Source organism: Thiomicrorhabdus sp. zzn3 (assembly GCF_029767755.1).
Taxonomy (GTDB): domain Bacteria; phylum Pseudomonadota; class Gammaproteobacteria; order Thiomicrospirales; family Thiomicrospiraceae; genus Thiomicrorhabdus.
Genome location: NZ_JARUQS010000001.1, coordinates 1,609,425 through 1,627,800, shown reverse-complemented (window position 1 = coordinate 1,627,800; position 18,376 = coordinate 1,609,425). Strand labels below are relative to the sequence as shown.

The 18,376-nt window shown below is 50.8% G+C and carries 16 protein-coding genes; 7 read left to right on the top strand and 9 right to left on the bottom strand.

All coding sequences use genetic code 11. The features are described 5' to 3' along the window. Window positions 1–32 precede the first annotated feature (32 nt). From mvk to QCB44_RS07510, 5 genes are all read right to left on the bottom strand, one after another. Window positions 33–1,070 (bottom strand): mevalonate kinase, encoded by a 1,038-nt coding sequence (gene mvk / locus QCB44_RS07530; protein WP_279409106.1) that lies wholly within the window; start codon window positions 1,068–1,070, stop codon window positions 33–35. Beyond that, the gene (locus QCB44_RS07525) at window positions 1,054–2,106 is read right to left on the bottom strand and encodes a GHMP kinase (protein WP_279409105.1); all 1,053 of its coding nucleotides are present in this window, start codon (window positions 2,104–2,106) and stop codon (window positions 1,054–1,056) included. The genes mvk and QCB44_RS07525 overlap by 17 nt, the downstream gene beginning before the upstream one ends. 92 nt (window positions 2,107–2,198) lie before the next feature. After that, window positions 2,199–3,362, bottom strand: a complete 1,164-nt coding sequence (locus tag QCB44_RS07520; protein ID WP_279409103.1) for a hydroxymethylglutaryl-CoA synthase — start codon at window positions 3,360–3,362, stop codon at window positions 2,199–2,201. Window positions 3,363–3,464: 102 nt separating this feature from the next. After that, window positions 3,465–4,493: a type 2 isopentenyl-diphosphate Delta-isomerase gene (fni, locus tag QCB44_RS07515; protein ID WP_279409102.1), complete on the bottom strand. Its 1,029-nt coding sequence runs from the start codon at window positions 4,491–4,493 to the stop codon at window positions 3,465–3,467. A gap of 15 nt (window positions 4,494–4,508) precedes the next feature. Continuing rightward, window positions 4,509–5,570, bottom strand: a complete 1,062-nt coding sequence (locus QCB44_RS07510; RefSeq protein ID WP_279409101.1) for a hydroxymethylglutaryl-CoA reductase — start codon at window positions 5,568–5,570, stop codon at window positions 4,509–4,511. Between the two features lie 185 nt (window positions 5,571–5,755). Here QCB44_RS07510 and QCB44_RS07505 point away from each other — a divergent pair, with 185 nt between their 5' ends. Then, complete coding sequence (locus QCB44_RS07505) at window positions 5,756–6,034, top strand: peptidyl-prolyl cis-trans isomerase (RefSeq protein ID WP_279409100.1); 279 nt, start codon at window positions 5,756–5,758, stop codon at window positions 6,032–6,034. Between the two features lie 104 nt (window positions 6,035–6,138). Here QCB44_RS07505 and QCB44_RS07500 read toward each other — a convergent pair whose 3' ends face one another. The 3 genes from QCB44_RS07500 to QCB44_RS07490 form a co-directional block, all read right to left on the bottom strand. Continuing rightward, window positions 6,139–6,369 (bottom strand): hypothetical protein, encoded by a 231-nt coding sequence (locus QCB44_RS07500; protein ID WP_279409098.1) that lies wholly within the window; start codon window positions 6,367–6,369, stop codon window positions 6,139–6,141. 118 nt (window positions 6,370–6,487) lie between these two features. Next, on the bottom strand, window positions 6,488–6,826 hold the full coding sequence (locus tag QCB44_RS07495; RefSeq protein WP_279409096.1) for a DUF3392 family protein: 339 nt from the start codon (window positions 6,824–6,826) through the stop codon (window positions 6,488–6,490). Between the two features lie 41 nt (window positions 6,827–6,867). After that, the gene (locus QCB44_RS07490) at window positions 6,868–7,452 is read right to left on the bottom strand and encodes a lipid-binding SYLF domain-containing protein (RefSeq protein WP_279409094.1); all 585 of its coding nucleotides are present in this window, start codon (window positions 7,450–7,452) and stop codon (window positions 6,868–6,870) included. A gap of 298 nt (window positions 7,453–7,750) precedes the next feature. On the opposite strand from QCB44_RS07490, the gene QCB44_RS07485 reads away from it, so the two are divergent. The 3 genes from QCB44_RS07485 to QCB44_RS07475 all read left to right on the top strand — a co-directional run bounded on the left by QCB44_RS07485 (window position 7,751) and on the right by QCB44_RS07475 (window position 11,017). Then, on the top strand, window positions 7,751–8,305 hold the full coding sequence (locus QCB44_RS07485; RefSeq protein WP_279409092.1) for a LemA family protein: 555 nt from the start codon (window positions 7,751–7,753) through the stop codon (window positions 8,303–8,305). A 48-nt stretch (window positions 8,306–8,353) separates the two neighbouring features. Further along, window positions 8,354–10,276 (top strand): M48 family metallopeptidase, encoded by a 1,923-nt coding sequence (locus tag QCB44_RS07480; protein WP_279409090.1) that lies wholly within the window; start codon window positions 8,354–8,356, stop codon window positions 10,274–10,276. A gap of 96 nt (window positions 10,277–10,372) precedes the next feature. Next, window positions 10,373–11,017: a 2OG-Fe(II) oxygenase gene (locus QCB44_RS07475; protein ID WP_279409089.1), complete on the top strand. Its 645-nt coding sequence runs from the start codon at window positions 10,373–10,375 to the stop codon at window positions 11,015–11,017. A 116-nt stretch (window positions 11,018–11,133) separates the two neighbouring features. Here the strand turns inward: QCB44_RS07475 and QCB44_RS07470 are convergent, their stop codons facing one another. Further along, entirely contained in the window at window positions 11,134–11,940 is an 807-nt protein-coding gene (locus QCB44_RS07470; protein WP_279409087.1) for an RMD1 family protein, read from the bottom strand. A 282-nt stretch (window positions 11,941–12,222) separates the two neighbouring features. On the opposite strand from QCB44_RS07470, the gene QCB44_RS07465 reads away from it, so the two are divergent. The 3 genes from QCB44_RS07465 to QCB44_RS07455 all read left to right on the top strand — a co-directional run bounded on the left by QCB44_RS07465 (window position 12,223) and on the right by QCB44_RS07455 (window position 18,327). After that, window positions 12,223–14,094 (top strand): pyruvate kinase, encoded by a 1,872-nt coding sequence (locus tag QCB44_RS07465; RefSeq protein WP_279409086.1) that lies wholly within the window; start codon window positions 12,223–12,225, stop codon window positions 14,092–14,094. Window positions 14,095–14,244: 150 nt separating this feature from the next. Next, a complete protein-coding gene (gene ggt / locus QCB44_RS07460; RefSeq protein ID WP_279409085.1) occupies window positions 14,245–15,999 on the top strand; it encodes a gamma-glutamyltransferase in 1,755 nt (584 codons plus the stop codon). A gap of 132 nt (window positions 16,000–16,131) precedes the next feature. Continuing rightward, window positions 16,132–18,327, top strand: coding sequence for a methyl-accepting chemotaxis protein (locus QCB44_RS07455; protein WP_279409084.1), 2,196 nt, complete (start codon window positions 16,132–16,134; stop codon window positions 18,325–18,327). The last annotated feature ends 49 nt before the right edge of the window (window positions 18,328–18,376 follow it).

The following is an 18,376-nucleotide window of genomic DNA, read 5'->3' as shown; positions in this document are numbered from 1 at the left end:
AGTCGTTATTTTGCAGCCATTATTTATATGAGTTAGTCAGCTGAACGTTTTGTCGTCAGAGGGTCACAGTGGGCGCCAACAGGCGTGACTCCAACGTCAAGCTGTAAGTAATCGTTTAAAAGAGGATTAGATTGAGAGCTCGGCGCGTTGTGAGTATCCAGGCTGCCGAAACCGATGACGCAGTCACCCAGCCCGGAACCGGAAATTTTGGCGGCCTGAATGTTATTTCTGGCGCGCAGTTGATAAACCAGTTGTGACAGAGTTGCGTCGCTAACCCCCAAAGCATCCATCAATCCTTGATAGACGTTGCACAGTGCAAAAAACTCCTTGAACTGCCCTTCAGTCAACGCCTGCATGGCTTGACGTGTGGTGTTGCCCATCAACGCATAAAGTTGCTCCAGTAAATCGGGCTGTGACTGCCAATGTTCGGCGACATGCTGCAATACCTCGGCGGTTGAGGTCTTGTAACCGCTGTAAATCAGCGTGATCCGTTCAAGCGGATGTTGTTCGATGGAGTGAAATTGAGCAGGCCTGTTCGAATTTTGAGGTTCGAAAAACAGCACACCGCCGTTGAGGCTCGCCGCCAGATCCGTGCCGGAACCACGTCCTTGAATTTGCAGAATAATTTGGTGCCCCAGCGCAAACAGGGCGGCCAGGTCATGATTCAGTTGGGTGATTTGGTTTAGCCCGACCAGCGTCGCGGCGAGGACTGCGGCGGAACTGCCTAACCCGATGGTATCTGAAAATTCACTGCGGATCTCAATTTGCAAACCGTGCTCAAGATCGCCGGCAAAGGTTTTTAACGCATGCAGCACAAAGCGTAGCTTGGGGTGATCCAGTTTGCTACTCTCGTTTTTCAGTTCCGTGAGGGTAAAACTGTATTGCCCAAGAGCGGAATCGATGCAGATGATACTGTCGTCCGTGCGTTGCCACTCCATTTCAATAAAACGGTCCACGCTGCACGCCAACGCGGGTTGGCCGTAGACTACGCTGTGTTCGCCGAGCAGCATGAGGTTGGCGGGAGCGCGGCTGATCCAGTTGTCGAACGGTTCTTTAATTGAGGGTTTCACATTGCACTCCGTGGCTTTGAGACTGAATCCGATAGCAGCGGTAGTGGTTCTGCTGACAAAGCTCTGTCGGATCTTGGTCGCTCAAACAGAGCAGAATGCCGGCACTGGCACCATAGATGGCACCGGCACCGCAGACTTTGACTGCCGCATCATAGTCGTTTTCCAAGCGTTGAATGAAACCATCGATGGAGTTCGGGACGACACCAACCTGCTTTAACAAACGTTGATTCATACGGATGCCTTCTTTTAATCCGGCAGCATTGTTTTCTGACCAGGCCTGTTCAATTTGCTCCTCCACCTGAGCAAAGGATCCCCATAGGTTGGCATCGTCAGTAAAGCGTTTTACGAATTCGACGCACTCGCCGGTGCCGCTTTGCGGTCTGCCGGTATCAATCAGCCAAGCTGGTAGCGGAAGGGATGAGGTCTGTGCCAGTGGTACCGGTTCGGCATCCATGCGATATTTGAGCAGACCAGCATAGATCAAGGTGGCCGGATCCACTCCGCTGGAACGGCCGTGTTGGTAAGTCTCCACCTCTTTAGAGAGCGACAGCAATTGCTGTTTGGATAATGCCAGACCGTGCTGTGTTTTAAGAGCTGAAAGCAAGCTGACGATGACCGCCGCAGAGCTCCCCAGGCCCCGTCCGATCAAAGAATCGGATTCAATATGAATCTTCCAGGTGCCAGAGGCCAGGTGGTGGTGTTGATAAAACGCATCCAAAGTGACCCAGATAAGGTCAAAAGGCGTTTTTAAAACCTGATCGATGGATAGCTTTCCCTGTTTAAACAGCTTGAAACGATGTTTAATCTCGTCAACACGCGTTAGCCATTGCTCCGCGGAAAGCGTTTTGGATTGGGCGAAATCTGTGAGATTGGCCGTGAAGGAAAGCGGAGTAGTTTGGGCATCCGTTGTCGGCAGGTGTTCGATGGTACAGCGTGTAGGCAGATCGATCGCCAGGCTGAGAGCGGGCACACCGTAGAGTACTGCGTGTTCACCGCTGAGAATCAGTTTGGCCGGAACGGTACAGCGTGTTGTCATGCCCAATTTCCTCACGAATACCCGGTAGTCCATCCTGTTGACGTTTTCACAGGGCAGGCTTTATGTACTGAACCCTGTTATGCTGATTGGCGCTACACCGCCTCATAGTAGCGTTTATGATCTTTGATTCCAGCCAAGCGGTAAGGCCCCTTGTTCAGGTGTTCAAACTCAATATTGTCCACGTTATCGTCGACCTGGTGGTAAAACGCCAGATACTGCTGATAGGTTAAAGGTTGACGCTGTTCAATCTGTGTTTGATGGCTGCTGCTCATCAATACGGTCTGATAACCAGGTTGCATCAAACCGGTAAAGAATTCGGCGACACATCCGGAACCGTAGCTGAAAAAGCTGACTCGACGGTCCGCCAGGTCCTCTTTGAGATTATCCAGCAAGGAGCAGAAACCGACAAACAGCGAAGCACTGTAGCTGTTGCCCACGACACGGTTATAAACTTGGCTTGGCAGAGTCTGTGCCTTGAATGTTTCCGGAGTCAGTTTGACACCTGCAACTTTAGCCAGGGTTTGGTGGGCTTTTTCAGCCATTTTGGTAAATGGAATGTGGTAGCAGAAATGATTGATGTCGGCAAAGGTGCGACCAGTCTCTTCGGTAAAGTGTTGCCACGCCTGTTTGAGACTGTTCAGGTAAACTTTGGTTGAATACTTGCCATCTACCAGTGCGGTTTTGCGCTGATTAGGCCGCCAAAAATCCATGACGTCCTCGGTGTGGTAGCCTGAACCGGGTTCAATGGCAATGATTCGCGGCGATTCGGTAATCAGCATGGCCACGGCACCACAGCCTTGAGTGGCTTCACCTGAAGTGTCGACATCGTATTTGGCGATATCGGCCGCAATCACGAGAATTTTTTCTTTCGGATTGGCGCGCACCATAGCCGTAGCCATTTGCAGAGCCGCCGCGCCGGAATAACAGGCGTGTTTGAATTCAACCACTCGGCAACGTGGCGACAACCCCAGCAGACCGTGCAGGAAGACGCCTGCGGATTTGGATTGATCCACTCCGGATTCGGTGGCAAACAAAATGGCACTGATCTGTTCTTTTTCGACCTGTTGCAGGATCGGGGCGGCGGCTTTCGCGGCAAGACTGACGACATCCTCGTCCGGCGGGGCGATGGACATTTTTTCCTGGCCGATTCCAATATAAAATTTATCAACGTCGATATTTTTTTCTTCAGCAAAGACATCAAGGCCTAAGTAGTAGTCTGAAGTGGAAAAATGGATTAAGTCTATGCCTACGTTCATATTTCAAGCTGTTTAAAAAGCCGTTATTCGCTTAAATTTGGTCTGTTTTCGAATGGGCCTATTGTATTTTGTCTGGCGTCATTCCGCGTACGCTTCACCGTTTCACCTTGCAGTGTTCTGGGATAGAACCAAGGAATGGTTTAGGTGAAGGGCATCGGCTTGTCCGATACCTAACAGGAATTGCGCCGTCGCAAATTCCTGCTTAAATTGGTCAATCAGTGTGATCACGCTGTGCGTTGAATCCATGGCCGGGGCCAGCAAAGGTGCAGCAACACCACACAACCGACCCCCCATTATAACAGCTTTTATCATATCCAGCCCGTTTCGTATGCCGCCACTGGCGATAAAAGTCGCTTGAGATTGATAGTCTCGGGCCTGCTGTAACGATTCCAGTGTGGTTAATCCCCAGTCCTGAAACAGGAGGCCGAGGTTGTTGTCGGCACGGTGTGCTTCAATTCGGCTCCAAGAGGTGCCGCCGCGGCCAGCAACATCAAAGTGCGTGATGCCCGCTTGCAGGCCAAGTTCAATGTCGGCGGCGGAGAGTCCGCACCCGACTTCTTTCAGAATCACCGGAACCTCAAGCTCAGAGGTGAGTCGATGGATTTTCTCTGCCAGTCCGGCAAAATTGGTGTCGCCCTCCGGCTGAATACGTTCTTGCAGTGGATTGAGGTGTAAATACAGGGCATCGGCTTGCAGAAAATCGACGGCGCGGCGTGCTTCATCGAGGTCAAAACCGTAATTGAGTTGTACCGCACCGAGGTTGGCGATCAAAGGCACGCTCGGTGCATAGCGGCGAATATCAAAACTCTTTTGCGCCGATGAATCTAAGATCATCGTTCTCTGCGACCCGACCGCCATCGGCACCTGACATGCTTCGGCGGCTTCCGCCAGGTGACGGTTAATCTGTTGCAGATTGTCGGCCGCTCCGCCGGTCATCGAGGCGATCATAAATGGAAGCGCAATGCGTCGGTCCAGAAATTCAATGGAAGTATCCAGCGTGTTAAAATCCAGTTCCGGTAGGGCGCGATGAACCAGGCGAATTGAGTCGAATTCGCTCTGTTGGCGCTCCACCTGTGGATCGTTTAGAACCGCATCGATGTGATCCTGTTTACGCTGGGTAATTTGGCTCATTCCACTCTCCGACGGTCAGCTCTGGGCCGCGCGTTCCAGCTTGATATGAGCGGCCATCAATTCGCCGGGATTGGTCTGGGCCGCCAGCAGCGACAGTTCGCCGCACAGCGCGGTGGCTCCGGCAATACAGGCTAAACGGCGAGCATTGGCACCGGGTTCAGCCTGCTTGTCGTCGCAGCCGAGCTGCTGCAGGTTATCCACGACAAAATCAAGGCCTTTACCATTACCGACTGTACCCACAATCAGGTTGGGCAGCGTGGTCGAAAAATAGAGGTCGCCATCTGCAGTGACTTCAACATGATTGATCGCTTGCGATCCTTCGACAATATTGGCGGCGTCCTGACCGGTTGCCAGATAGAAACCCAGCAGCATATTGGCGACATGCGCATTCGCCGAACGCAGTCCTCCGGAGACAATGCTGCCGATCAGGTCTTTTTTGATGTGGAGGTCGGTAATCGCTTCCGGTGTGGTTTTCAGGTAGCGTTGGCACAGTTTGCGCGGAATCGTCGTTTCGCACACCACATATTTGCCGCGCCCGAGGATGCCGTTGACGGCGGACACTTTTTTGTCGGTACAGTAGTTGGCCGAGATGGAGACATACTCCAGGTCGCTATACTGTTCCAATAGCCAAGGAATCAAACGGTCGGCGGCGTTGGTGACCATGTTGTGGCCGGAGGCATCGCCGGTAGTGAATTCCAGACGCAGGTAAATCAAGTTGCCGACCACCTGAAAGTGAGTGTCGATCAGTTTGGCAAAGCGGCTGCTCTGTGCCACTACGGCCTGCAAGTCTGGATGACGCAATTGAATTTCTCGCAGGCGCAGAGCGGCGATGCCGGCATTAGGCGCTTCGAGCAGAATAGAACGGGTCATGCGTTCGTCCACGACGGTCACGCGAATGCCTCCGGCGCGGGCGGTCACGCGGGCGCCGCGTGCCACTGACGGCCATAATGGCGTTTCATAGGTCGCCATCGGCACCATCAAGTCGTCGGTTTCAACGTCACCGATGAGCTTGAACGGGCCAACCGATTGCATTGGAATGCTGGCGTAAGTGGTTTGAACGTCTGTGTTATTTTTCATAGCGGCTATTATAAAGGACAGGACAGGTTCCGTCATAAATTAAGTGAGTAGACGCTCGAAAAGGGCATCTAAGCGGAACTTAAAAGGCTAAAAAGTGGTTAAAAAGTTGAATTTTGTAAAAAGGACTTTATAAAAGAGGCATCTCGATTAAGAGACGTCTATTTTCAATATACAAAGGAAACGCAATGAGCTTAGCTACGGCACGTCATATTTTGGTGGACTCGGAAGAGAAATGTAATGAATTGAAAGCACAGATTGAACAGGGTGCGGATTTTGCTGAGGTGGCCAAAGAACATTCGCAATGCCCCTCTTCCCGCAATGGCGGCGATTTAGGGCAATTTGGTCCAGGGATGATGGTGCCCGAGTTTGACAAGGTCGTCTTCAGCGCCGAAGTGGGCTCTGTGGAAGGACCGGTGAAAACCCAGTTCGGTTACCACCTGGTGCAGGTAACGAGCCGAAGCTAAGCCTTACAAAGAGGCGCCTTCGGGAGCCTTGGTATGACAAAAGCTCGAGAGCTCTTGATGGCACTCGGGCTTTTTTATTGGCTTCACTCAAGGTACCAAAAGGGTTAACGCCGGCGAAACCAGCGAATCAGCAGATAGAGTCCTAACCCCAGCCACGGATAGACCACCCATTGCAAGGCATCATAGAGCAGGGTGAAGGTGCCCGACATGCCCTGCAAACCGTCCACCGTTAAGCGGCCGTTTTCGGAGGTTGAAAGAGCCATAATCGCAGTGACCAGTAATATCAGGCTCAAGATTGCGCCGACTTGCCAGAAGAGTTTACTCCATTGATCCATATAAAATCCTGATTCTTTAATGAGGTCCGAAAAGCTTAAGTATTTGCCCTAGGCTAGGGATAGAAACTTGAGGTGAACGGCCTGTCCATTGAGCAGGCCTGTTCGGTTTATGGGGAGGTTAAATCATGCCTTTCTTCTGTGCGCCCATGCCCAGTAGATAAAAACCACCGATGATCACGATCGGCAGCCAGGCGTCATTAACGCCGGCTAACACGTTGACCAGCAACGGAGTGATGAACGAGGTGATAAGCGCGAAGCCAAATGCGCAAAACAACACAAACAGAGTGATTTTGAGAAACATCTGCAATGAGCCGATCTGGGTTTTGACCATTTGCGTGATGTTGTCGCCATAAATAACCAATAGGGTTGCTGCCATTGAAAGTCCGATTTCACCCAGATAGGGTTTCATCCAGCCGGCAATCACAGATAAAAAATCGGCGATAAAGCTTAAATCCATCGTTTCACTCCACAACAATTAATCGAATTAGCGAGCGTCGATCACTCGCCTTTTGGCGTGTAGCTGAATTTTTGACCTGAAATGGCCACTTCGTACATCAAGCCGCCTTTAACAATAATAAAGGTCGCCATGCCTTTGTAATAACGGCCTGCGGTTTCATTACTGTCTTGGGTTAGTCCGCCCGATGCACTGACTCCTTTGGTAGAGGCTTCGGCGGTTGCACCTGCGGTAATTACGGCAGCGGAGGCTTGTGCCGAAAATTCGAAGTTACCGCTGGTAAACTCGTCAAAGGCGCGTTTGTCCTTGAAGAAAATGATTTGGCTGTAGGCTTGGCCTCCGAGCTGAAAGCCGAAACTCAATTGGGTCAAAGTGGTGTCGCCAACGTGTTTCAGTCCGCGGTAAACACGACCTTCACCGTAGGCTCCGCCTAACCCGATTCCAGCTTTACCCACGGTAGGGAAGACGGCAAAGCCGTAGGCGTCTTTAAAAAAGTCTTTAGACTGGTTGGCCTTATGAAAACGTTGAACCGTATCGTTGTAAGAATCCGCGTAGGCCGGGGCCATAAATCCAAACAGGGTCAACAGGCTTAAAAACAGAATGTGAATACCAGTGCGTGCTCGTAACATGGTGAGTACCTCTTTGTCTCTTGATTTCTCTGAGTAAGGGCTCACAGAACCGTGATGAGTCTGTGAGTGCTTATACTAATTTTCTCATTATAGTCATTTTGGGTTGGACTGTGTCTATCCAAATGCGAGATTGGTCAAAGAAATACCTTTGTCGGACTTGCATCTTGCTTTGGGTACGGGTTCAATTAACCAGGCCTGTTCAGTTTTATGTTACATTTTTGATTCGCGTGAACCGGCGGTAAACCTTGGGGGGCTTATGGGAACTGCTTTGCTTGTTATTTTAGGATTGCTTGTTATTTTGTTGATCTACTTAATCAGCATTTACAATAACTTGGTGAGTTTAAAGAATCGCTTTCAAAATGCGTTTGCGCAGATAGAAGTGCAGCTAAAACGCCGTCACGATTTGATTCCCAACCTGATCGAAGTGGCCAAAAAGGCGATGACGCACGAGCGCGAAACCCTGCAAGCGGTGATAGAGGCGCGTAATGAAGCCGCGACCTTTTTAAAAGCCGCCGCCGCCAATCCGTCCGAGCCGGCTGCGATTGAGCACCTTGCTCAGGCCGAAGGCCTGCTCAACGGCGCGCTCTCCCGTCTTAATGTGGTGATGGAAGCCTATCCCGATCTGAAAACCAACCAGAATATGATGCAGTTGACCGAAGAGTTGAGCACCACGGAAAACCGAGTGGCTTTTGCACGCCAGGCGTTCAATGATGCGGTGATGAACTACAACAGCTATCGCCAAAGTTTCCCGCCGATTCTGTTTGCCGCTACTTTTGGCCACCCTATGGATGCCAAACTGCTGGAATTTGCCGACAGTGAACAGATTCAGCAGGCCCCCAAAGTACAGTTTTGATGCAGCGCACGGCAAGTCGACGTCGCGTAAATTCTTTTCAGGGCCAGTATGAACTTTTATATTTCGCAGGACCGGGCGCGTAAAGCCACGCGCTGGCTGGTGCTCAGCTATTTGGTTGCCTTGGCGGCGTTGGCGTGTGTCAGTAGTTGGGTATTATTGATTCTGTTGCGCGTCATCGGCTTGGCTCATGGCCCGACTTCAGAGGCCTTTTATCGCTTGACTCCAGAGGATCTCTGGTTGTTTGTCGGTGTGACTGTGTTTGTGGTTGGTGGCGCTCTGATCAGTTCGTATCTCAAGGCGCGGGAGCTCTCCAAAGGCGGTCGAGTGGTGGCGTCGGCGTTGGGAGGTCGCAAACTTCAGCCGAACAGCCGCAATTTTTATGAGCGCCGCGCGCAGAATGTGGTCGAAGAGATGGCCATTGCCTCCGGCATGCCCGTTCCGGAAGTGTATTTGCTGCCCGACGAAACCGCGATTAACGCTTTTGCGGCAGGGCTGACTCCAAATGATGCGGTGATCGGTTTGACCCAAGGTTGCATTGAAAAACTCAATCGAGCCCAATTGCAAGGTGTTGTGGGGCACGAATTCAGTCATATCTTAAATGGCGACATGCGCTTGAATATCCGTTTGATGATGCTGATTAGCGGCATTGAATTTGTCGGGGTGATCGGGCGCATTTTTACCCAAAGTTCACGCTCTTCGCGCCGTTTCTCTTCACGACGCTCCCGCGGCAAAGGCGGCGGCGCGGTGGTGTTAGCCGGCTTGGTATTGAGGCTACTCGGCTGGATTGGGGTGCTGTTTGGTCGTTTGATTCAAGCGGCGGTGAGTCGTCAGAGGGAATATCTGGCCGATGCGTCGGCGGTGCAATTTACCCGCAACCCGGACGCAGTGGCCAATGCGCTCAAAGTCATTGGCGGAGAAATGCAGGGCAGCCGGCTGAAAAATACCGACGCTTTAGAAGCGGCACATCTGTTTTTTGGGCAGACTTTTAAAACCCACTTTAATTTGTTGTTCGCCACCCACCCGCCTTTAGAGGATAGGATTCGAGAATTGCAACCGATGTGGGACGGCCAGTTTTTGCCTCCGGCCAAGCCCATTGAAGTCCAGTCTTCTTCTCAACCTGGGGAGCGGAAAAGCCAAGGGGGTGCTGACCAAAGTGAAGCCGCAATAGCGATGCTGGCCACGCTGGGTACCGTGCTTGGTGATGACGCATCCAGCGATTCTGAAAACTGGCGGCAAGCGATTGATGAGCCCACCGAAGTGGTGGCTTTGATTTTAGCTCTGCTCGTACAGCGTCAACCAGAGAACCTGATTGAGTTAAACGCCGTCTTTGCCGAGATTGACGACGCGTCTTGGTTGGCCGCTTTAAAGCCTGTTATGCAAAAGTGGCCGTCTCGACTCAGCCAATTACGTGAAGATCACAGCTTGTTGGTGGTCGAATTGGCCATGCCGGCGTTGAAAAACCTGTCACAAACCCAGTACTTGCAATTCAAACAAGCATTAGACGCCATCATGCAATTTGATGGCCAGCGCGATCTCTATGAGCAAACGCTTTATCGATTGGTGACTCGGGTTCTGGATGTGCATTTTGGTTTGGCCAAGCCTTACCGGGTCCGCTATCGCAAGCTTGCCGCTGTCAGTGTGGAAGTCCAGCTGCTGCTGTCCATGCTGGCCTATTATGGTCATGATCTGGCTGATCCGCATCAGCGACAGGTGGCGCATCGTGCCTATGCTTTGGGTATGGAAACGGCGGGTTTGCATCCAGGTGATATGGCCGAGATAAGCGTTTATCAGGATCAGGATTTTTCGCGAGCCAGCGACAAACTAGCGCTCTGTTCGCCGGAATTGAAAGATCGGATTTTGCAGGCGATGCTGGCCTGTGCCGAATACGACGGCAAGGTTTCTGAGGTGGAGCGTGAACTGGTGACCGCTCTGGCGGCAACGGTGGATATGCCTTTGCCTCGCTGGCGTTAGTTCTAAGTTGTGCTGAGGCGTTATTTTTATTGCCAAAACAAAAGGTTGGGCGCATAATTCGCGCACCTCAATTTTGAGGGGGATGAGGAATGCGAAATGGCGCTCGATTTAACGAAGAATCACGTTGAACAACTATTGGATGCCCTGGTGGAACAGGGATGGTATGAATGGCCCAATGCGGTAACGGATGATTTGTGCAGTGCACTGTTGGCCGAAGTTGAAAGTTACGATGAAGAAGGTGAGCTGAAGCGGGCCGGTATTGGCCGTGGTGATAAACACCAACTCAACCAGGACGTGCGCCGCGACAAGATCAAATGGCTCGATGGTAACACCACCACGCAGCAGATTTATTTGCAGCAGATGGCGGAATTGCAATATCAACTCAATCGCGCACTGTTTTTAGGCTTGTTGGAATATGAATGTCATTTTGCGCTCTATAAAAAAGGCGATTTTTATAAAAAACACCTAGACAGTTTTCGTGGTCGAGCCAACCGCATGGTGACGACGGTACTGTATTTAAATCCGGACTGGCAGCCGGATTGGGGGGGAGAGCTGGTGGTTTATAGTGAAGATTCGTCTCAACGGCTGGCGGTCATTACCCCGGAAATGGGAAAAATGGCGGTGTTTATGAGTGAGCAGGTGCCGCATGAAGTGCTGCCTACCCGGCAGGCGCGAGTCAGTATTGCCGGCTGGTTCCGCTGTAACGCCAGTATTGCCGGACAGATTGATCCTGCGTATTAAGCGGGTTAAAGCAGACTTGGGTCGCAAGGGCTCCCCGCTTGGAGCCCGTTTATCCAGAGTCGTTGGCACCTTGTGCCGCCTCAGAGAACAGGCCTGTTGAGTTTTTTGATTGGTGTTTAATGGTCAATCACGCCAAAAATACCTAGAAAACCCATGACCACTTCCACCAGGATCAGGATGATGATGATCCACTCTAAAAACGAGCTGTGTTGGTGGTTATAAAGTTCCAGCATCATCGCAATGTCTTCTTTAAGCGTATTGAGCTTAAAGGTCACCACTTCAAAGCGTTCCTGCAGCTCCAGAAGTTCGGCCAGACGGTTATAAAGTCGCTCATAGTCGGGGTTGTCCCACAGGATATTCGGCTTGTCCAGTAATAACAGATCCAGCACCATGTCATGGCGCAGCAGTGTGATCTGTTTGGCATAGGCAGCAAAACTCTGGCGCTTCATCCAGTCGAGACGCCCCGATGTTTCGACCATCTGTCGGCCTTGATTGAAAAAGTGGTCGACTTCCTGTTCAAACTTTTCCAAACCGACGCTTTGTGAAATCACTAGGGCGACAATCATCAATGGCCATAAGGTCAGCTCGCTCAGTTCAATACATTCATTGTCTACGGTATAAGGGGATAAGGTGTCGGGCCGAATGCGAATCGGGTAATCCTGAAACAGGTAGTGTTCTTCATAGCGGTCTGCCTGTTGCAGATCAAGCTGATGCAGGGCTTCGACGATCTGTTCACGCGGCCAATTGACAAAGGTGATGACGTCGAATTCGGTAAAGAACAGGTATCGATTATCTTCCGGTTCCACATAAAAACAGGCTTCGATGCCTTTTTTCAGCTGAATCCCGAGGCGTTGCATGATCTCGAAACGACTGTAGTCCGGCGGGAGATAGATAGAAACTAAGTTCACATGTTCACTGTTCACGGGCGCGATCCGTCTTAAAAGCAAGGGAGCGAAAGGTGCTTGGACAAGTCTGTTTTGAGCAGGCCTGATCCGATGTGCAACCTCAACTAAACACAGCAGATTAAGTCGTGTCTATCAGGTTTGATTAGAATCAAAGTTTCTGAAAAGTGCAAGCGAAATTTCGATGGCCCAGAACGGATTTAGCTGACTTTCAGTCGTCATAAATGTTCACCGATTTGTCATTTTGTCATCGGCTTTTTTCGCTATAAAAGAGTAAAGCACTTCGGTATCGGGACAGTAAACATGAATGACTTAGAAACGCTATATCGCCGTTTGAGTGAATTGCAACACAAAATCGACGTGCGCACGCAAACCGTCTTGCAGACGCTTCCCGAAACGCAAAACCCAAAGGTGATGATGAGTCGCAGCAATCTTCTGGATTATTTGCATCTCAGGGAAGAGGATTTAAGCGATCTGCAGCCCTCTTTAATGCAAGCCGGCTTAGCGTCGTTGAGCCGTGTCGAGTCGGGAGTGATGAGTTCTTTGCAATCTATGCTTCAGATTTTGGAAAAGGCTCAGCCAGAAAATACGCCCGCATCGGAATCTCAATCGGATTTCCCGCGTCCCGATCCGCAACAGAGTGCCGAATTGCTTGAAGAGCGGGCGCGTACGCTGTTTGGCGGGGCTTCTGAAAATCGCAAAGTCAGCATTATGGTGACCCTGCCGAGTGAGGCGGCATGGAGTGATGAGTTGGTAACGCTACTTTTGCAGCAGGGTATGAATTTGGCACGTATTAACACGGCTCATGATAACCCGAAGCTGTGGCAGGAAATGGTCGAGCGTGTGCGTCGTCTCGCCTTAGATCTGAACAAACCGTGCCGTATTATGGTGGATTTGTGTGGGCCAAAATTGAGAACCGGGCCATTGGAGAGGGAGTCCGCCGCATTGCATTTAAAAGTGCAGCGAAATTTGCTGGGCTTGACCCATGAACCTGCGAAGATTTTGCTTTACAGCGATCAGCACGGCAAACCGGGTGCTCTGTCCGACGTTAAAGATTATCAGCCTTTGCCGGTGCCTTATGCGGTATTAAGGGGTTTCAAGTCGGGTGACAAACTGTTGTTTACCGACAGTCGAGGCAAAGCCCGAGAGATTGTCCTGGTGGAGAATCACGGCCCTTTTCAGTGGAAAGCATTGTGCTTTAAACCCGCTTATCTTATGCCGGGGACCGAAGTGGACTGGGTGCGCCGGGAAAAGAAAAAGCGTTATAAATTGATTAAACGTTTTATGCTGCCCGAGTGGATGGGAAGAGAGGTGGATATCCGTCTATTTTGCGGCGACTACCTTCTGCTCAGTCACGGTGAAGAGGCCGGAGGCTGGACTCAGATCGAGTTGAACGGACAGTGGCAGCAAATCGCTAAAATCAGTTGTCAAACCCCGGAAGCATTGCAAAATTTGGCTTTGGGTGATCCGGTATGGATCGATGACGGAAAGCTGGGTGCTCAGATTGTTGGAATGCGTTCTGACGGTGTTCTCCTCAAAATTATTGAATCCGGTCTGGGCGGGGTGCGCCTGAAAGAGGATAAGGGATTGAATTTCCCCCGCAGCGAACTCGATTTGCGCGGTTTGAGTAGAGAAGACAGAGAATATCTCGACTGGATTAGTCAAGAAGCGGATTTGGTCGGTCTTTCTTTTGTTCAAAGTCCGCAGGATATCGACGAATTGATCGACGAGTTGCACAGTCGTGGACGGACGGATCTGCCGATTTTGGCCAAAATTGAAACCGCCAAAGGGGTACATCAGCTGCCGCAGATTTTATTGCACACTCTTGGCCGGCACGATTTAGGGGTGATGATCGCCCGCGGTGATTTGGCCGTTGAGCTGGGGGCGGTGCGCATGGCAGAGTTGCAAGACGAAATCTTGTGGCTGTGCGAAGCGGCGCATACTCCCGTCATTTGGGCGACGCAAGTGCTGGAAACCTTGGCGAAAAAAGGTGTCACCTCCCGGCCGGAACTCACCGATGCGGCGATGAGCGTGCGTGCCGAATGTGTCATGTTGAACAAGGGGCCTTATATTGCCGATGCGCTCAGGGTCTTGAGCAATATCTTAAATCGTATGCAGCAACACACCAGCAAGAAAGTCAGTGTGTTGAAGCCGTTAAAATGGGACGGGTTGTAACTTATTTCCAATCATTTGATGCTATTTGAGAAAATAGTCGCGGTTTTTACTAAAGAGTGGAACTTTCGCCATCGAGCTTGCCGGGCAGAAAAACGCAGCAGGCCTGCTCAGTTTGCGGGAGGGATACCAAGGCTCATTTAAGGGTGGGATATGCCGTCAGTACGTTTATTAAGTCGCATACGAATGCCGTTCTGGTTGTTCATTTTTTTAGCCAGCTTTTTTTCTACCACAGTCCAGTCTTCACAAACCTTAACAAACCGTCAAGCCGCGGTAGCGATGCCCGATGTTTACAGCGCCGAAGTGGCTGAGCAAGTGTTGCTTCAGGGCGGTAATGCAATTGATGCGTCGGTGGCCGCCGCTTTCGTATTGGCCGTGACCTATCCGGAAGCGGGAAATTTGGGCGGGGGTGGTTTTATGACCCTATATACGGCTTCGCAGAACCATCCGGAAAATAAACAGGCCTATTTCCTCGATTATCGCGAGACCGCACCCAAAGCGGCTCACCGTGATCTGTATCTGGATCAGGATAAGCAAGTCATTCCTTATCGCTCTCTCGTCGGTTACCAGGCCTCCGGTGTGCCGGGAACGGTGATGGGGTTATGGCAGGCCCATCAGCGCTTCGGCTCTTTTCCTTGGAAGCAGCTGCTTCAGCCGGCGATCGGTTATGCGCAACATGGGTTTACGGTTTCGGAGCATCTAGCGCGTAATGTGCAGTGGTTTGAACAGTGGATTGCCGGAAAATCACCCGAGCCGCTCAACTTCAGCGACTTCTTTGGGAAGTTAAAAGCGGGGCAGCGTTTTAAGCAACCGCGCTTGGCGGAAACTTTGATGCGAATTGCCGAACAAGGTCCTTTGGATTTTTACCACGGAAAAACGGCGAAGCTGCTGGTCGCAGAGATGCAAAAACATGATGGTTTGATTACCTTGGAGGATTTGGCCGGCTACGAAGCCAAATGGCGAGAGCCGATCCACGTGCAGTGGCAGGGGCGCGAGGTGGTTTCAGCACCACCGCCAAGTTCGGGCGGCATTGCGATTGCGCAACTGTTAAAGATGAAACAGTTATTGCGGCCTAAATTAGATCAAGCATTACAGCAGGCGAAAAAAGAGGGCGTGCCCTTACAGGCGGTGAAGACGCACGTTTATGCGGAATTGGAAAAACGGGTCTATGCCGATCGCGCCCATTATTTAGGTGATCCAGATTTTGTCGAAGTGCCCGTGAGCCGGCTTATTGCGGAGGATTATTTGGCACAACGGGTCCAAGGGGTGATGTTGGATGCGATTTCGGAGTCCGAAACGATCAAGCCGGGCAAAATCGAGTCCCCGGAAACCACGCATTTTTCGATCATCGATGCCGACGGTAATGCGGTGTCCAATACCTATACTCTGAATATGCCATTTGGCAGTGGCGTGGTCATTCCTCAAGCCGGATTTTTAATGAACGACGAAATGGACGATTTCAGTACCAAACCCGGTGTGGCGAATATTTTTGGTGTCGTCGGCGGCAAGGCGAACGAGATTGCTCCACATAAGCGTATGCTTTCCTCCATGTCACCCACCATTGTGCTGAAAAACGGTCAAGTGGAAATGGTGGTGGGAACGCCGGGCGGTTCGACGATCATCACTTCCGTGTTTCAGGCCCTTGTGAATGTGGTGGATGAAGGAATGAGTGCCCAGCAGGCGGTTGATGCGGCGAGGGTGCATCATCAGCTTCTGCCGAAAGATCAGATCGCGTATCACCCCGATTTGCCTGAGGAGGTCAAAGAGGAACTTAGCGTGATGGGCTATACGCTCAAGCGCAATAACTATATGGGGGATATTCAATTGATTGTTAAACAGCGGCATGTATTGGAAGCCGCGGCCGATTATCGCGGGCGAGGCGAGGCTCGCGTTTTTCAGATTCGTTAGCATTCCCCTGGTTTTATTGTGGTCATTAAATTATTTAATTGTTTATAGATTTGTTATAAATTTTACCAATATGTATTAGTTAGTATAAAATTCCCCATCAAACAGTCGGAAGTTAGATGGGCGGAGAATAGAATGGCGGATAAGCCTGATCAGCAAGAATATAAACTGTCAGAAGATGTGGTGATTCTTTCTACATCGGACTTGCATGGCAATATTGTTGAATTTAATGAAGGGTTTCAAATCGCTTCTGGATATGGCCGTGAGGAGTTGCTTGGCAAGCCGCATAATATTCTGCGTCATCCTGATATGCCAAAACAGGCGTTTAAAGATTTTTGGCAAACGATTCAGGCCGGACGCCCGTGGTACGGGATCGTTAAGAACCAGCGCAAAGATGGGCGGTATTACTGGGTCGCTGCCAATGCCAGTCCGATTATAGAACAGGGCAAGATTACCGGCTATCTTTCAGTACGTTATCCAGCCACCCGCCAACAGATCGCTGAAGCGCAAAAACTGTATGCTGATGTTAAAGCCGGACGTGCCCAGTTTCCTTGGACCCGTCGTCATAATGGCCGACCGTTGACTGCCGCTATTGCTACACTGGCGGCGCTGGTTCCCATGGCGTTACTGCAATTTAATTTAGAGTTGCCGCTTTGGGTGCAGATGGCTATGGGGGCGATCGGGATTACTGGGGTTGGCTTCCTGCTCTATCAAGCATTACAGCGTCACCACATCAAACCGGAGTTGCAAAAAGGGATTGAAGAGATCGCCAGCGGCCGTTTTGAACGCCGTATTGAAGACGATTCTAAGTGGGGGGCGGCGTTGAATATGATCCGCTCTCGTGTTGGCGAACAAGCCGCTCGGAACTTTGATGCTTTACGTCGCGCGCAAGTGATGGCAACTGCACTGGAAGCGGCGACGACCAATATTATGATTGCCGATGCCCAGTTCAATATTGTCAGCATCAACCGCAGCTTGCGCGACATGTTTACCCGAAACGAGTCCAAGCTGCAGGCGGTATTACCCAACTTTGCGGTTGACGGCATTGTGGGGGCCAATATGGATATCTTTCATCAAAATTCAGTGCACCAGCGTACTATGCTCGAAGCGCTCAAAGAGGCCTATACAGCGAATTTGGAAATTGGCGAGCTGATTATTCGTTTAACCGTCACGCCGATTGAAATGAACGGTCAGCGTCTAGGGTATGTAGTGGAGTGGCTGGATCATACCATTGAGGCCAATATCGTCAGTGAAATTGCCGGTGTTGTGGATGCGATGAGGCATGGCAATTTCGACAAGCGCGTAGAAGCAGAGGCAGAAGGGGCTTTCTTAAGTATTAAAAATGACATTAATGGAGCGATTGATACGATTCAGGAAGCCCTGAACGGGATTACTGTGATTATTACCGCCCAGTCTCAAGGCGACCTGACGAAAGAATGCGTAGAAGACTTTGATGGTCAATTAAAAGATCTGAAAGATGCGATAAACGCCTCCAGTACCAAGCTTAAAGAAATCGTCGGCAAAGCGGCAAAGGCATCCGACATTGTGAGTCATGCCGCTCAGGATGTTTCCCAAGGTGCCAGTGATCTGAGTACGCGTATCCAAGAGCAGGCTTCAGCGCTCCAAGAAACCGCCGGTACCATGAATGAGATGAGCTCGGTTGTGCAGTCAAATTCAGAACATGCACAGCAGGCTTCACAAATGGCCAACGAAGTCGAATCCAAGGCGAATGAAGGTGCGGATGTGATGCGTAAAACCATTGAAGCCATGAATCAGATTCAGGAGTCGAGCCATAAAATCGCCGACATTGTCACCTTGATTGACAGTATCGCCTTCCAGACTAATTTGCTGGCCTTGAATGCCGCTGTAGAGGCTGCCCGTGCCGGTGAGCATGGCAGAGGGTTTGCCGTGGTTGCCGGAGAGGTACGCGCTTTGGCCCAGAAATCGGCGGAAGCGGCAAAAGATATTCGCACGCTGATCGAAGAGAGTGTTAATCGGATAGATTTGGGAACGCGCCTGGCAGGCGATTCAAGCCAGGTATTGGATTCAATTAATGAATCGATCAATACTTTTACGCAAATGGTCAATCAGATTGCACAGGCCTCCAGCGAACAATTTGAAGGAATCCAACAAATTCATAAAGCCATTGGCCAGATTGACCAAGTGACGCAGCAAAATGCGTCCTTAGTGGAAGAAACGTCTGTGGCTTCGCAAAGTATGAGCGAGCAGGCGGAGATTCTTAAGGAGGATATGGCCTTCTTTAATACGGGTGAAGCTATTGAGCCCTCGGGGAGAAAACCGCTTGCTTTGGCCAGCAAAAAGAATGGCTGATTGCTTTTATTCATCACAGGATTTTTTGTCGCGGTTGTGGCAAATGATC

Coding starts and splice junctions, on each gene's coding strand:
- QCB44_RS07525 (WP_279409105.1), bottom strand. CDS start 2,106: ATGACAACACGCTGTACCGTTCCGGCCAAACTGATTCTCAGCGGTGAA.
- QCB44_RS07520 (WP_279409103.1), bottom strand. CDS start 3,362: ATGAACGTAGGCATAGACTTAATCCATTTTTCCACTTCAGACTACTAC.
- fni (WP_279409102.1), bottom strand. CDS start 4,493: ATGAGCCAAATTACCCAGCGTAAACAGGATCACATCGATGCGGTTCTA.
- QCB44_RS07510 (WP_279409101.1), bottom strand. CDS start 5,570: ATGAAAAATAACACAGACGTTCAAACCACTTACGCCAGCATTCCAATG.
- QCB44_RS07505 (WP_279409100.1), top strand. CDS start 5,756: ATGAGCTTAGCTACGGCACGTCATATTTTGGTGGACTCGGAAGAGAAA.
- QCB44_RS07500 (WP_279409098.1), bottom strand. CDS start 6,369: ATGGATCAATGGAGTAAACTCTTCTGGCAAGTCGGCGCAATCTTGAGC.
- QCB44_RS07495 (WP_279409096.1), bottom strand. CDS start 6,826: ATGGATTTAAGCTTTATCGCCGATTTTTTATCTGTGATTGCCGGCTGG.
- QCB44_RS07490 (WP_279409094.1), bottom strand. CDS start 7,452: ATGTTACGAGCACGCACTGGTATTCACATTCTGTTTTTAAGCCTGTTG.
- QCB44_RS07480 (WP_279409090.1), top strand. CDS start 8,354: ATGAACTTTTATATTTCGCAGGACCGGGCGCGTAAAGCCACGCGCTGG.
- QCB44_RS07475 (WP_279409089.1), top strand. CDS start 10,373: ATGGCGCTCGATTTAACGAAGAATCACGTTGAACAACTATTGGATGCC.
- QCB44_RS07465 (WP_279409086.1), top strand. CDS start 12,223: ATGAATGACTTAGAAACGCTATATCGCCGTTTGAGTGAATTGCAACAC.
- ggt (WP_279409085.1), top strand. CDS start 14,245: ATGCCGTCAGTACGTTTATTAAGTCGCATACGAATGCCGTTCTGGTTG.
- QCB44_RS07455 (WP_279409084.1), top strand. CDS start 16,132: ATGGCGGATAAGCCTGATCAGCAAGAATATAAACTGTCAGAAGATGTG.